Origin of the sequence: Rhizobium sp. Pop5 (assembly GCF_024721175.1) — a bacterium.
In the GTDB taxonomy this organism is placed as follows: domain Bacteria; phylum Pseudomonadota; class Alphaproteobacteria; order Rhizobiales; family Rhizobiaceae; genus Rhizobium.
This window is the reverse complement of the sequence record NZ_CP099399.1, coordinates 2203800-2216787: the sequence shown is the minus strand read 5'-3', so window position 1 is coordinate 2216787 and position 12988 is coordinate 2203800. Positions and strand designations below refer to the sequence as shown.

The 12988-nt window shown below is 62.1% G+C and carries 17 protein-coding genes; 7 read left to right on the top strand and 10 right to left on the bottom strand.

Annotation, left to right across the window (positions count from 1 at the left end):
• Nucleotides 1–2: 2 nt before the first annotated feature.
• A complete protein-coding gene (locus NE852_RS13245; protein WP_258155649.1) occupies nt 3–974 on the top strand; it encodes a quinone oxidoreductase in 972 nt (323 codons plus the stop codon).
• A 114-nt stretch (nt 975–1088) separates the two neighbouring features.
• Here the strand turns inward: NE852_RS13245 and NE852_RS13240 are convergent, their stop codons facing one another.
• Nucleotides 1089–1928, bottom strand: a complete 840-nt coding sequence (locus tag NE852_RS13240) for an SDR family NAD(P)-dependent oxidoreductase (RefSeq protein WP_008535674.1) — start codon at nt 1926–1928, stop codon at nt 1089–1091.
• 56 nt (nt 1929–1984) lie between these two features.
• On the bottom strand, nt 1985–2866 hold the full coding sequence (locus NE852_RS13235) for a LysR family transcriptional regulator (RefSeq protein WP_008535673.1): 882 nt from the start codon (nt 2864–2866) through the stop codon (nt 1985–1987).
• Nucleotides 2867–3002: 136 nt separating this feature from the next.
• On the opposite strand from NE852_RS13235, the gene NE852_RS13230 reads away from it, so the two are divergent.
• Nucleotides 3003–3989: a quinone oxidoreductase gene (locus NE852_RS13230; protein ID WP_008535672.1), complete on the top strand. Its 987-nt coding sequence runs from the start codon at nt 3003–3005 to the stop codon at nt 3987–3989.
• A gap of 19 nt (nt 3990–4008) precedes the next feature.
• Here NE852_RS13230 and NE852_RS13225 read toward each other — a convergent pair whose 3' ends face one another.
• Nucleotides 4009–4779, bottom strand: coding sequence for a phosphodiester glycosidase family protein (locus NE852_RS13225; RefSeq protein ID WP_037175268.1), 771 nt, complete (start codon nt 4777–4779; stop codon nt 4009–4011).
• Nucleotides 4780–5086: 307 nt separating this feature from the next.
• Between NE852_RS13225 and NE852_RS13220 the strand changes: the two genes are divergently transcribed.
• Together NE852_RS13220 and NE852_RS13215 are read left to right on the top strand one after the other, a co-directional pair.
• Nucleotides 5087–5470: a VOC family protein gene (locus tag NE852_RS13220; RefSeq protein WP_008535670.1), complete on the top strand. Its 384-nt coding sequence runs from the start codon at nt 5087–5089 to the stop codon at nt 5468–5470.
• Between the two features lie 47 nt (nt 5471–5517).
• Complete coding sequence (locus NE852_RS13215; protein WP_008535669.1) at nt 5518–6108, top strand: hypothetical protein; 591 nt, start codon at nt 5518–5520, stop codon at nt 6106–6108.
• Nucleotides 6109–6131: 23 nt separating this feature from the next.
• Here the strand turns inward: NE852_RS13215 and NE852_RS13210 are convergent, their stop codons facing one another.
• The 4 genes from NE852_RS13210 to NE852_RS13195 all read right to left on the bottom strand — a co-directional run bounded on the left by NE852_RS13210 (nt 6132) and on the right by NE852_RS13195 (nt 8423).
• The gene (locus NE852_RS13210) at nt 6132–6620 is read right to left on the bottom strand and encodes a GNAT family N-acetyltransferase (protein ID WP_008535668.1); all 489 of its coding nucleotides are present in this window, start codon (nt 6618–6620) and stop codon (nt 6132–6134) included.
• Between the two features lie 72 nt (nt 6621–6692).
• Complete coding sequence (locus NE852_RS13205) at nt 6693–7505, bottom strand: class I SAM-dependent methyltransferase (protein WP_008535667.1); 813 nt, start codon at nt 7503–7505, stop codon at nt 6693–6695.
• Between the two features lie 182 nt (nt 7506–7687).
• On the bottom strand, nt 7688–8116 hold the full coding sequence (locus tag NE852_RS13200; protein WP_008535666.1) for a potassium channel family protein: 429 nt from the start codon (nt 8114–8116) through the stop codon (nt 7688–7690).
• A 22-nt stretch (nt 8117–8138) separates the two neighbouring features.
• On the bottom strand, nt 8139–8423 hold the full coding sequence (locus tag NE852_RS13195; RefSeq protein WP_008535665.1) for a hypothetical protein: 285 nt from the start codon (nt 8421–8423) through the stop codon (nt 8139–8141).
• A gap of 207 nt (nt 8424–8630) precedes the next feature.
• Here NE852_RS13195 and cax point away from each other — a divergent pair, with 207 nt between their 5' ends.
• Nucleotides 8631–9758, top strand: a complete 1128-nt coding sequence (gene cax, locus NE852_RS13190) for a calcium/proton exchanger (RefSeq protein WP_258156647.1) — start codon at nt 8631–8633, stop codon at nt 9756–9758.
• A gap of 37 nt (nt 9759–9795) precedes the next feature.
• Here cax and NE852_RS13185 read toward each other — a convergent pair whose 3' ends face one another.
• The gene (locus NE852_RS13185) at nt 9796–10629 is read right to left on the bottom strand and encodes an SAM-dependent methyltransferase (RefSeq protein WP_008535662.1); all 834 of its coding nucleotides are present in this window, start codon (nt 10627–10629) and stop codon (nt 9796–9798) included.
• Between the two features lie 91 nt (nt 10630–10720).
• Between NE852_RS13185 and NE852_RS13180 the strand changes: the two genes are divergently transcribed.
• Nucleotides 10721–11347 (top strand): TetR/AcrR family transcriptional regulator, encoded by a 627-nt coding sequence (locus tag NE852_RS13180; RefSeq protein WP_258156646.1) that lies wholly within the window; start codon nt 10721–10723, stop codon nt 11345–11347.
• Between the two features lie 50 nt (nt 11348–11397).
• Here the strand turns inward: NE852_RS13180 and NE852_RS13175 are convergent, their stop codons facing one another.
• Nucleotides 11398–11571 carry a hypothetical protein gene (locus NE852_RS13175; RefSeq protein ID WP_008535659.1) on the bottom strand — a complete coding sequence of 58 codons (174 nt, stop codon included), beginning with the start codon at nt 11569–11571 and terminating at the stop codon, nt 11398–11400.
• A 285-nt stretch (nt 11572–11856) separates the two neighbouring features.
• Nucleotides 11857–12330: an Lrp/AsnC family transcriptional regulator gene (locus tag NE852_RS13170; RefSeq protein ID WP_008535658.1), complete on the bottom strand. Its 474-nt coding sequence runs from the start codon at nt 12328–12330 to the stop codon at nt 11857–11859.
• 104 nt (nt 12331–12434) lie between these two features.
• Between NE852_RS13170 and NE852_RS13165 the strand changes: the two genes are divergently transcribed.
• On the top strand, nt 12435–12968 hold the full coding sequence (locus tag NE852_RS13165) for an alpha/beta hydrolase (RefSeq protein ID WP_008535657.1): 534 nt from the start codon (nt 12435–12437) through the stop codon (nt 12966–12968).
• The last annotated feature ends 20 nt before the right edge of the window (nt 12969–12988 follow it).

Below are 12988 nucleotides of genomic sequence, written 5' to 3'. Positions count from 1 at the left end.
CAATGACAGATCGCATCATATTGCTGCAGGCGCCCGGCGGCGTTGCCCAGTTCCGCATCGAGGATCAGCGCTCCGATCCGCCCGGAAATGGCGAGATCAAAATCCGCCATGAGGCTATCGGGACCAACTTTCTCGATATTTATCATCGCCAGGGGATCTATCCGCTGCCGTCCTATCCCGCGGTGATCGGCGTCGAGGCGGCGGGTATCGTCGAAGCTGTCGGTTCCGATGTCACCGACTTCAAACCGGGAGACCGCGTCGCCTATGCGGGGCCGCCGGTTGGGGCCTATTGCTCCACCAGAAACATTGCTTCCGAGAAGGTGATCAGGCTTCCGGACGCGGTTTCCTTCAAGACGGCCGCCAGTTCGCTGCTGAAGGGCATGACCGCCTATATGCTGCTGGAAAAAATCTACGATGTCCGCGAGGGAAGCACGGTGCTGATCCACGCGGCCGCGGGCGGGCTCGGAAGCATCCTGGTTCGCTGGGCGAAGTCCCTCAACGCTTCGGTGATCGGCACCGTCAGCACATCCGAGAAAGCCTCGCGCGCTGCCTCCTATGGCGCGGATCACCTGATCGTCGGACGGGAGGCAGATATCGTCGCGGAGGTGAAGCGGCTGACCGGCGGGATCGGCGTCGATGTCGCCTATGACGGAATTGGCGGCGACATGCTTCTCAAAACCATCCGCTCGGTCCGGCCCTTCGGCACCGCGGTGACCATCGGCCAGGCGGCCGGACCGGTTCCGCCGGTTGCCGTCGAAGAACTTCGGCCGGGAAAGTCGCTCTGTCACCCGAGCATCATGGCCTGGTGTTCCGATATCGGCCGCTATTGCGACGCCGCGCAGGCGGCGATCCGGGCGCTGGAAACGGGCATCGTTGCCGAGATCGCCGCGGAATACGCCCTGGCGGATGTCGCCCGGGCCCATGAGGAGATGGAAACGGGAAGGGCGGCGGGCAGTATTCTGCTTATGCCCTAGAGCATAACCGCCGTCTGAGGAGGTGTGGCGCCTTCGGCCGCAGCCGCGGCAATTTCAACCGTTTTCAAGCTCGGGTTGCATCCGTGGCGGATCCCGGTCGGCGGCGAGGGGATATCAGTTTCGGGCAAAGTCCGCCGCCGTCAGCGGAACGGGCCTGTAGCCGTCGACATCTGATATATCGTATTCCCGCGCCAATTCCGCCGCGACCAGCACGCGCCCGGATTTAGACATCAAGGCGGGGTCGCGCCAGAGGCCTGAAATGACATGGCCGATGAATTGCGGCGACTCGGAATTGGACATGTCGAAATACTCGGCATTGCGCAGCACCGCCTCGGTGCGGACGAGACCGGGATAAAGCGCTGCGGCGGCGACATTGTGAGGGCGGAGTTCATGGGCGAAATCCGCAGCCATCTTGTCGGCGGCGGCCTTGGCGATGCCATAGATCGTGTTGCCCTCGTAGACCTGACCCGCCCAGAAGGAAATGTTGACGATCAGGCCGCGCCTGGTGGAAATCATCAGCGGAGCGAGCGCGCGCGACATCATGAAGGCGCCCCTGAGAGCGGTTCCGATCATGGCCTCCCACCGCCAGGCGGGCTGCTCCCAGAACGGCCGGGGCCAGGTGAAATCACCGTTTTCGACCATGTTTTCGTAGCCGGGCCAGGCATTGTTCACCAGAATATCGAGCCGGTTGCCGGCGCGGATCTCTTCGGCCAGGCGCTCGGTGTCGGCATCGCTGCCGTGGTCGCATTGGTGAACGAAAATCCGTCCCGGCAATTTCGCCGCTTCACGCTCGAGCCCTTCGAGCGAGCCGGCGTGTTCGGGCGTCTTCACATCCGCCTCGAAGCGCGTCCGGCCGGTGACATGGACCGTGGCGCCTTCGGCAAGCAGGGCAAGGGCAATGCCGCGGCCGATGCCGCGGCTACCGCCGGTTACCAAAGCGACGACGTCTTTCATGGTGGCCGGTCTCCTGGATGATGTGTTGTAAACGCGGAATTGAGAGTGATGTCTGGCTACTCCTGATGAAACTCCTCCGCCAGGAAGTCGATCAAGGCTCGAACACGATGGCTGGTCGCGCTGCCGTCCGTGACCGCATAGAGATTGGCGCTCTCTGGCAGAAACCGGTCGAGCGCCGTCACCAGCGCGCCCGAGGCCAATTCCTCGCGGATATCCCAGACGGGGGTGAGGAAAACGCCATAGGCTTTCAAAGCCCATCGCTTGAGGACGGAGCCGTCGTTCGCGACGCGATTTCCAGAGACGCGGATTGAAATCTTCTTGCTGTCGTCGATGAAGTGCCACGTCGAAAACGGGGTTGCCGGCCTCGATACCAGCAGGCAGTTGTGGGCGGCAAGATCATCAGGATGTGCCGGCAGGCCGTGAGTTTCCCAATATGAGGGCGCCGCGCAGACGACGCGCTGGCCGCGCAGGATGAGACGCGCCTTCAGCGAGGAATCCCGCAGAGGTCCGTTTCGGATCGCCAGATCTATGTTGTGTTCGACAAGATCGACGAGCGCATCCGACATATGCAGATCTATGGAAATGCCCGGGTGCATTTCCATGAACCGGTCGATCGCCGGGACGATTTTGCTCCTGCCGAAATCGACCGTCGACGTCATCTTGATCGGTCCGCGTAGCGGGCCTTCCTTTATCCCGCCGATGGAAGCATCCCAATCGGCCAGCAACCGCCGGGCATCCGCCAGAAACTGCAGTCCTTCATGCGTGAACGATAGGCGCCGTGTCGATCGTCTGATCAGCGTCGTGCCGGCCTGCTGCTCCAGCTGCTGGAGCGCCACCGTAGCGGTCGATGTCGCGACCGAGTTCTGTCGCGCCGCCGCCGACAGGCTCCCCGCTTCCGCAATGTCGACGAACAGACGTAGAGCGTCCAGCGTGTCCATTTCTCGAAAAATCCGAAAGGTGCTCTCGTTGACCGTATGATTATCATGCGAACGGAAATGATCAATATATCAAGCACGCCGATTTTGGCGGTGCCACTCGAGCCGGGTGGCGCTTTACGTCCTAGAGGAAACTGACATGTCGATCAGAGCACGAGCAGCGCGCATCCATCAGTATGGCGCGCCGGAGGTCTTGAAATTCGAAGACATCCCGATTCCGGAACCCGCTGATGGAGAGGTGCTCGTTCGCCACACGGTCATCGGGCTCAACTTTGTCGATGTCTATTTCAGGCGCGGCACGATGGAGGTTCCATCGTTTCCAGCAGTCATCGGCAACGAGGCAGCCGGGATCGTCGAGGCCGTCGGTCGCGGCGTTACATCGGTGAAGGTTGGAGACCGCGTTGTTTTCGGCCACAGCACCGGCGCCTATGCTACCCGTGGCGTGCATCCCGCCGACCGCCTCGCGGTCATTCCGGACGGCGTCTCCGACGAGCAGGCGGCTGCGAGCTTCCTGAAGGGTTTGACGGCGCGCTATCTGATCAAGGATGTCGTGCCGCTGAAAACAGGCGACACAATCGTTTATCATGCCGCTGCCGGAGGTGTGGGCCAGATCTTCGTGCAATGGGCAAAGTCCCTCGGCTATCGCGTCATCGGAACCGTATCCAGCCAAAGCAAGGCGGAGATTGCGCGCCAGGCTGGATGTGATCACGTCATAAACTACAGCACGGAAGATTTCGTTGCGCGGACCTTCGAACTCACGGGAGGGGTTGGCGTCGACGCGGTCTTCGATTCCGTCGGCGAAGATACTTTCCGCGGCTCCCTTGCCGTTCTCAAAGTCCGCGGCACGCTGGTCCAGTTCGGCAAGGCATCCGGAGAGATCACGCCCATCGATCCCTATGTCCTTGCTGCCAAAAGCCTGCATCTCACATGGGGGAGGCTGGATCACTATGTTGTAACGGCGGCCGAGACCGCCGAAGCCGCCGCCGACCTTTTCGCCGCAATAGAAGCGGGCGTTCTAAAGGTCGATCCCAGCCGCATCTATTCGTTCGACGACGTCGTCGAAGCTCATCGCGATCTGGAAGGCCGTCGCACGACGGGCTCCGCGGTGCTTCGCGTGATGCAATAGCCTCGCGTCGCGTCTGCCGCTATTCGACGAGCCCGAGGATCGGGCCGTAGCCGCCGTGCCAGGAGCGGTCGTCGCGGCCAAGGGCCGGATCGTAGAGCCCGACGCCATGCCCGCCATCGAGGAAAAGCGCATCCGAACATTGCAGCTGATCACGGAACACCCGGGCGAAATCGTGGAAACTCACCGCGTCCTCGCTGATCGCAAAGCGGACAGCGCCGCCGCAAATGCCGACGCCGCCGCGGCGGGTCCGGTCGGTCGAGCCGGGAATGAAGATCGGGTTCAGCGCGCCTGAAATGACGAGCATCGGCCCGGACTGGGTGGCGAAACGCGCGGCCGGGCGGCGCTTCAAGAACTCGTCGGTCGGCAGGATCTTTGCGCCGTCCTTGTCGAGGAAGAACACGCCGTTCGGCTTCTTGTAGAAATTCGGCACCGCCCCGGTGGCGCCACCGGTCCTCGTGTTGGCGGGCTTCAATTCCTTGCCGTTCTCGACATAGAGCCCGAGCGGCGAGAAATCCAGCCGGTACATGCCGGCATTGACGGCAAAGACGAGTTTGCGCCCGCCGGCCTGAAGGGCTTCGGCGAGGCTCGAGAAATAGCGGTAGGGCTCGCCGTTTGCATTCTTCCAGAACAGCCGCAGATCGGCTTTGTCAGGATCCATCGTGCAGACGATATAATCCGCGCCTTCGAATGTTTGGGGCGCACAGGGCTCGGCGTGGGCTTGCTGCAGGGAGGCGACCGCTGCCGCCAGCAGGACAGCGGCGGCGAGAAGGGCGTGTTTGAGGGATGTGATCGGCATGCGCTTTCTCTCGGGATCGGTGAGACTGCAATATGCGGTCCGCGGGGCAGGAGCAATGACCGGATTTGCGGGGACGTGGGTTCAAACCCTCCCCACAAGGGGGAGGGGCTTAACGTGCGGCGCAGGCTGCGGCCACGGCCACCTCTCCGCGGATGATACGGGGAGTTAGGCGAGACGGTGCCACGATTTAGCCCCTCCCCATGTGGGGAGGGGTCTGGAAAATCATCATCAATGTTCTTGTTGTGTTCATATAACGAGGCTAAGAAATCCTTCAGGTCCTGCAACCGGGAGAGGGAAGATCATGACTGTTTACGCCACTATCGGCGCAATCGATGCCGCAAGCTCGAATGCCTTTTACGATGCCGCTCTGGCGACGATCGGCTGGAGCAAACATCAGGAGTTTCCCGGCTGGCGCGCCTATTCCGAAGGTGGCAAGGGTGAGGGTTTCACGCTCTGGATCTGCCTGCCGTTCAACGGCGAGCCGGCGAGCGCCGGAAACGGCGCGATGATCGGCTTCATGGCCAAATCCCAGGCCGAAGTCCATGCCTTCTACGAAGCCGCCATGGCGAATGGCGGAACCGACGAGGGTCGCCCCGATCCGCGCCCGCAATACGGGCCGGACTGGTACGCCGCCTATATGCGCGACCCGGCCGGGAACAAGATCGCCATTGTGTATAATGGGTGAGGCGTTGGAGGTTTCGTCGCCGGCAAGACCTAACAGAAGGGCGAGGAATGTCTGACCTGTTTGAAGTCCAGCGGAGACTGCAGGCTGAAGCCGATGAGGTCGTTCGAGCGCTGCGGCTTGAGGAGCTTCTTGCCGGTCTCGGGCGGCCTGTCCGGGTTGGAAGCTCGGCAATGGGGCTGATGGTGCGTCGGGACATCGATATCACCGTCGTCTGTCCGAAACTCGACGCTCAAGCATTGGAGGCGTTTATCGCAGTCGGCGCCTGCGTCATGCGGATGACCGATCGGGTCGTGGCGGTGCGCTTCCGCAACGACAGCGCAAAATGGAACAGGGAGCCGGAAAAATATCCGGATGGTTTTTATCTCTGGCTGTCTGTTCGGATGCCTGATGAAATGATGTGGACGGTCGACATCTGGCTGGTCGATCAACCGGACCGGCAGCCCGACATCGCCCATCTGAAGACCCTGATGCCTCGCCTGAGCGATGCGGACCGGGAGGCGATCCTGCAGATCAAGACGGCGCTCGCAGAGCGTCCGGCAGCGGCAGGAACGGTGTCGAGCGCGCTTGTCTACGAAGCGGTGATGGACCACGGCGTGCGAGGCTTGGCCGAGTTCGATCTCTGGCATCAGGAGCGCTAGCGCGGCCCGAAAACCGGAATCTCTTACCGCTTCGCAAGCATTGGCAAAACCAAGCCCCACCGTGTCTCTTGAGGTGATCCGGACGGTTCGAAGCCCAATTTCCTGTAGACGGCGATCGCCCGTTCATTGGCCGGGTGAGGGTCGGTCCCGATAACGGGCGCACCCGCATCGAAGAGAGTCTTCATTCTCGCCCCGATAAATGCCGATCCGTGCCCAATACCGATCATTTCGGGGTCTCCTATGTATTGATCGATTCCCCGCGATCCCTTGGGAAGCTTGGCAAAAGGGTGATCTTCCAAGCCATGGACGGTATAGTCCTGCATGAAGGCAAAGGGGCGTTCGGCGGTTGAAACAATCCAACGCGCTACCTGAGGATCAGCCAGGTCTACCGCATCGTATGATTGCTCCGAGTCCCACCATGCGCGGACATGGGGGTTCGATCGCCATGCTGCAAGCAACGCGAGATCATCCAACGTCACTTTGCGAAAACTATATTGGTTGGCAGCCGTCATTGAAGAAGCCTAGCACGTCGCTGGCCGGTAGAAATGGACTCTTTTTGAGACTGGGCGTTTATCAACCGCGACCTAGGCGACAGCCACGATGACGTGGGCCTGGATTTTGGCGGCGACTTCGCCTTGACCGTGGTTTTCTGCCAGCACCTTCGCCACGACGTCAGTCGCCGCTTGCAGTCTTGTCGCGTCGCGGGCTTCGATTTCGTTGCGAAGGAGCGTTCCCTGGCAATAGGCGAGGGCGGGAATGCGGGGCGAGGAGGCGCGGCTTTGTTCGGCTCTGGTTTCGATCGCGACTTCGGAGAAGCCGGCGTCCTCCAGCTCGGAGCGGATCAATTCCTTGTCGTGATAGCCATGCGGGGTGCGCGCGAGAAAACGCGGCGGATCGTCCGGGAAGATCCCCGCGAGGGCATTGGTCACGTCATCGGCAAATATGTTTTCCTCGATGCGATCCCACACGTTGAAGAGAAAGCGGCCTCCCGGTTTCAGCACCCGCCTTGCCTCGCGATAACCGCGCCGGCGGTCGGGGAAGAACATCGCGCCGAACTGGCAGCAGACGAGATCGAAGGCGGCGTCTTCGAAGGGCAGCGCCAGGGCATCGGCCTGGCGCCAGGTGATGCGGCTGTCCGGCCCTTGCTGCGAGGCCCCATAATCGAGCATCGGCTGGTTGAGGTCGGTGACGACATAGCTTGCCTCAAGCGACAGCCGCGGCGCCAATGCACGGGTGACAACGCCAGTGCCGGCGGCTGTTTCCAGAACCGCCCCCGGCGAAAAGGATGCCGCCCGCCTTGCCAGATCGGCCGCATAGGGCGCGAAAATCAATGGCACCATGAGGCGGTCGTAATTTTCCGGGATGGAGCCGGCGAATACCTTGTCCGTTTCCAACATTTGCCGTGACCTCCGCGCGTCTCGATGCCTTGCGAGACTAACACGGAATGGCGTGGGCTGCGTCTTCATCGAGCAGGAGTTGTTCTTCGTCAGCCCTGATGGCAGTTCCGCCTTCAGCGCCGGTTGAACGGAGCCTTGCAACCATCGGAGACGGAATCGAAAAATTATCCAGCGCGCCTGCTCTAGAATTGGTCGGGATCGGCATCCGCCTGGAAATAGAGCTTCTGGATGATGGCCATGATCAGGGCGGTGGCCCAGCCGAAGATGATCCAGCCGTTGACGGCTTCGAAGACGGAGACGTGTCGCCAGTCTTTTCCAAGCACGATGTCTCCGTATCCCACCGTGGTGAAGGTGACGGTCGAGAAATAGGTGGCGTCTTCAAGGTTCGCCAACGCGCCCGTCGCGTAATAGAAGAAAGCCCAGAGGCCTATGTCGAGGATGATCGGGATCAGGAGATAGGTCACCCAGATGACAGTGGCGACAGTGGCGTGACGGCTGAGATAGCCGGGGTCCATCCGCCGGAAGACGCGAAGCCCCATGGCCATGAAGATGGCCTGTACGACGACGGTGGCCGCAATCAGCGCGGCCGCAAGGAGAAGTTTGCCAAACACGGTGCCTCCAAACGGGCGTATGTCAACATGGGGCCGATCCGCGGCCGCCGCTTCGCCCGGCCGGATCAGGCGGCGTGAAACGGCTTTGCACGGCGGGCGGCAGCACTTTGGCGTTTTCTTCAGGCCCTTTGCGGCGCGCTCTTGCGAGCAGCCAGGCAATGAGTTGCCGGGCCTCGCGCCGCTCGAGCAGAATCGCGGTAGCGCCGACCTCGGCGGGCCGCCCGGTCGAGAGATCGACCACGTTGACCAATCTGTGGCGTGTGGGCACGCATCGATAGCGCGTGGGCATGCTCGCTTCTGCCTTCATTGAATATTTCCCCGGTGCTCTTTCCCAACAGGGCCGGAGTGCGACCCGGCCAGAATAGCAATCGGTCCGTTCACTGCATTGAGCGAGATCAATGGTTACGCGAAAAGCCGAGAGGCGGCCGAGGCTTATCCTGTCTTGATCCGGGTCAATGCATGGCGGCGACCGTCGATCTATGCTGACGAAGGTGAAAGTCGGGCGGAGTCCGTCATGCAAAAGGTTGAGCAGGGAGAGGGGACCTCATGGCTTGCTGCGGCAAGGAACGAGCTTCGCGCCGCGCCGCTCCTTTGCCTCCTCGTTTTCGTACCGGTGGTGATCCTGACCGAGATGGCCGCGCCGGAGGCCCACACGCTGCTGTTCGTGCTGTCCGTACTGGCGATCGTGCCGCTGGCCGCCCTTCTCAGCCGCGCGACGGAAGCGGTTTCGGCGCGAACGGGAGACGCCGTCGGCGGTCTGCTGAACGCCACACTCGGCAACCTGACGGAACTCGTGATCGCCTTCGCCGCGCTGCAGGCGGGCCAGTATCTTCTCGTCAAGGCATCGATCGCCGGCGCCATCGTCACCAACACGCTGTTCATGTTGGGCGGCGCTTTTCTGCTCGGCGGCCTCAAATATCACGTGCAGGAATTCAACCGCGTCAATGCGCGCTTCCAGGCCTGCCTGCTGTTCCTGGCGACCGTCGCCATGCTGGTCCCTTCGGTGATCGGCATCGTGGACCATGGGACTGACATTTCAAATAAGCTCAGTCTCGGCATCGCCCTGATCCTGATCGCGGTCTATGCGATGGGAATGCTGTTTTCGCTGAAGACGCATCGCGAACTCTTTGCCAGCGTGGGAGAGGCGACGGAAGAACACGGTAGCTGGTCGCTCTCGGTCAGCGTCACCGTCCTCATCGTCGTCACGCTCTTCGTCGCCCTGATCAGCGAGGTCTTCGTGGGATCGGTTCAGGCGGCCGCCGAGGAGATGGGCATGACCCCGGCATTCGTCGGCTTCATCGTCGTGGCGCTGGTGGGCGCGGCGGCGGAAATGACGACCGCCTTTTCGGCCGCGCGGGCGAACCGCCTCGACCTCAGCGTCGGGATCGCGCTCGGCAGCGCGGCGCAGATCGCTCTCTTCGTCGGCCCCGTGCTTGTCGTCATCAGCTATTTCATCGGCCCGCAGCCGATGTCGCTGCAGTTCTGGCCGGGCGCGGTGACGATGATCTTCTTCGCCACCATGGCGGCGGCGCTGCTTTCGAATGGCGGGCGCGGCGCCTGGTATGTCGGCGTGCTGGCGCTTGCCGTCTTCGCCATTTTCGGCCTCACGCTGTTCCTGCTGCCGCCCGCGACACCTTCATAAAGTGATTCAAGATCGGCGCCGTAAGCTCTGGCAAACATCAAGAATTGCCGGCGCAGATGACATGCGGACCCGCGCCCCGGTCCGGTGCATTGTCAGGCAGGCCGAAGAAGCGTTTGGCCATTTCGGTGGGGCCAAGATCTTCCAGTGCGGTGAAGCCGAGGGCGCGCAGCCGCCCGGCAAGATCGGCCGGATCGAAGCGCGTCAGCCAGGGTTCGCCGGCAGCCGCCGTGCGCGCGCCCATTTCGGCGGCGCGGGCGCGGCGTTCAGGCGGATAGTTTTCCAGCGGCTCGCCATAGTCGAAGACGATCGCGGCGCCCGGCAGGCCGGCGACGAAACGCAGCAGCGCAAAGACCGAGACCTCCCGGAGATAAGGCACGACGCCGAGCCAGATGAAGAAGGACGGCGTATCCGGCTTGAAGCCTGATGCGACGAGGCGTGTTTTCAGATCGTCATGCTCGAAATCGACGGGAACGAAAATCGGCAGGCTGTGCGTCAGCCCGGTCTCGCGCAGCCTCGTCTGTTTCCAGCCCTGCGTGGCGGGATGATCGACCTCGAAGACCGTTAGGCCGGGATGGGGATTGCGCAGCGCGAAAGTGTCGAGCCCGGCGCCGAGGATGACGGCCTGGGCAACACCCCTTGCGAGGGAGCGGGCAAGGCAATCCTCGGCAAATCGGCTTCTGGCTGCCATCACCAGGCGAAAGGAGCGCGTGGCAGGATCCTGGGCTTTCAGATCGGCCTCGGCGGCGGCCTCTTCGCCGAGAATGCGGCGGGCGTAGGGATCGGCAAAGATGGCGCCGCCCTCGGCGCTCTGATGCGCCGCCCTGTGGGCGGCGGCGGCCATTGCGGTGCGGCTGGGTTCGGATGCCTGCATGACGGTCTCCTGTGAGGTTTGCCTTCAGTGCCCCTTGTCATCGCGGCAAGACTAGAGCATGATTTTTACAGTGTAAAGATTGGATCGAGGCATGACGACGGAGAAGACGACTGAGAAGGCGAGGGCGAAGGGATCGACCCGCTATCATCACGGCAATCTGCGCCCGACATTGCTATCCGTCGCAAGGGCGCTCCTGGAAGAGGGCGGGCCGGAGGCGCTCAGCCTGCGGGAGATCGGCCGGCGTGCCGGCGTCTCGGCGCCGGCGGCCTATCACTATTTCAGCAGTCTCGACGCGATCGCGGCAGCCCTTGCCGAGCAGGGATTTGCCGAGCTCAGCGAGGAGATCGACGCCGCACTCGCCGGCCCGCGGCGCCATCTGCTTGCCGGCGGCATCGCCTATGTCGCCTTTGCCCGCGCCAATCCCGGCCTCTACCGGCTGATGTTCGGGGAGGGTTTCCAGGCCTATTCCAAGGGGAACGAGGCGATCGGCGCTTCGCGGATGCGGGTTTACCGCCAGATGAAGGACGATCTGGAAAAGCGGCTGGCGCCGGAGAAGGTGGCGAACGCCGCGCTCTTTCTCTGGTCGCTGACGCACGGCCTCGCCTTGCTGACGATCGACGGCCAGATCGAACCGGGCGCCGACCCGGACGCCAGGGTCGAGGAGGTGTTGAAGCTCGCCGGACTGGGGCTGCCGGCTGCGGCGGGAGCCGGTTTTTAACCTTCGCAGGCGAAGGGCAAATATCCCGACAAGGCCGGGATATTCGATCGCTACCAGGCGGTGCGGGCGGCGCCGAGGGCTGTCGAGTGAGGGGAGGAGACGAGCGCGAGATCAGCCTTGAGCGACACGGCGCAGTTTCCGGGGAAGGTGAGTTTGTGCAGCGTCAAATGCTTCAGCAATGCTTCCGCGTCGCGGCTCTCGGTAAGCGGAAATGTCACAGTCATGCGGGTTCCTCCAACGAAACAACTGAGCATCTGTGAGAAACTAAAATCCAGTTTATTTTGCGCTGCAACAAGAAAATTTTAATGATAAAATTAAAATCGATTAATTTTTGAGTCGGTATTTTTAAAATCGTTTTAAATAGTCGGGGAGCCTCCGGCTTCGGTCGATGCGGCGCTCAAGTCCGTCGCGATCTCACGGAATCGCTCGCTGCGCCATGGCTTCTCTGGCTTTCCGCATGCGCCCGAGGCGCGCCTGTTTTCGTGGCGCGAACCTATGGACTTTGTGCGTCAGGCCTTTGCAATCAGATCGCGACCGAAAGCTTTCGGGCGTTCGCTCCGCAGGACGATGGCTGTTGTCACCGAGCCGTATCGGGCGACGGAATCGACGATGCGCTCGAGATCGGCGGGCGAGGGCACGATGACCTTCAGGTGAAAACAATCTTCTCCGGTAAGCCTCAGCACCTCGATGATTTCGGGCATTTCGGAAAACTGCTTCAGGCACGGCTTGATGTGTTCATGCGTCGTGCGCAGGCGAATGATCGCCGACATTCCGAGGCCGAGCGACGCGGGATCGACAACCGCCCTGTAGCCGGTGATGACGCCGCGCTCTTCCAGCCGCTTCAACCGCTCCGAGGCGGCTGGCTGGGAAAGGCCGACCTTTCTGCCGAGGTCTGAGACGCTGATCCGCCCGTCGTCCTGGAGGATCTCGATCATGGCGATGTCGGTCGGATCGAAGTCTGTGCGATCGGGTCGTCTGGCCATTCGCCTTTAATCCATCGGTTTGCGCTTGTCTTTTCCGATGGATGCCAATTCTCCCGGTCGATGTAAACCGCCAGAATGGGCCGACGACAACGAAGAGGTGAAGCGTGAGCGAATTCATACATCTGCCCGGCATCGGCAATTCGGGAAGCAGCCATTGGCAAAGCCGGTGGGAGGAGGCCGATCCGTCGATCCGCCGCTTCTCGCCCGCAAGCTGGGACGAGCCGGACCTTTTCGACTGGATCGCGGCGCTCGACCGGGCCGTGCGGTCGGCGGCAGAGCCGCCAGTTCTCGTCGCCCACAGCCTTGCATGCCTGCTGGTCGCTCATTGGCAGAAGGTCTCGGACGCGCCTGTCAAGGCTGCGTTTCTGGTCGCCGTGCCCGATCCTTCCTCCGCGTCCTTCCCAGTCGAGGCGGCAGGTTTTGCTGATGTGCCGGAGGAACGGTTCCGTTTCCCGTCGCTGATCGTGGCAAGCACTGACGATCCCTATGGGGCGCTGGCCTATGCGCAGACGCGGGCAGCTCAATGGGGAAGCCACCTCGAAATCATCGGCGCGGCCGGCCATATCAATGGACAGAGCGGGCTGGAGACCTGGCCGCAGGGGGTGAGGCTGTTGAAGGCTTTCGCGGGATTGGCGTAAGCCGCGATGCTGGTGGCGAG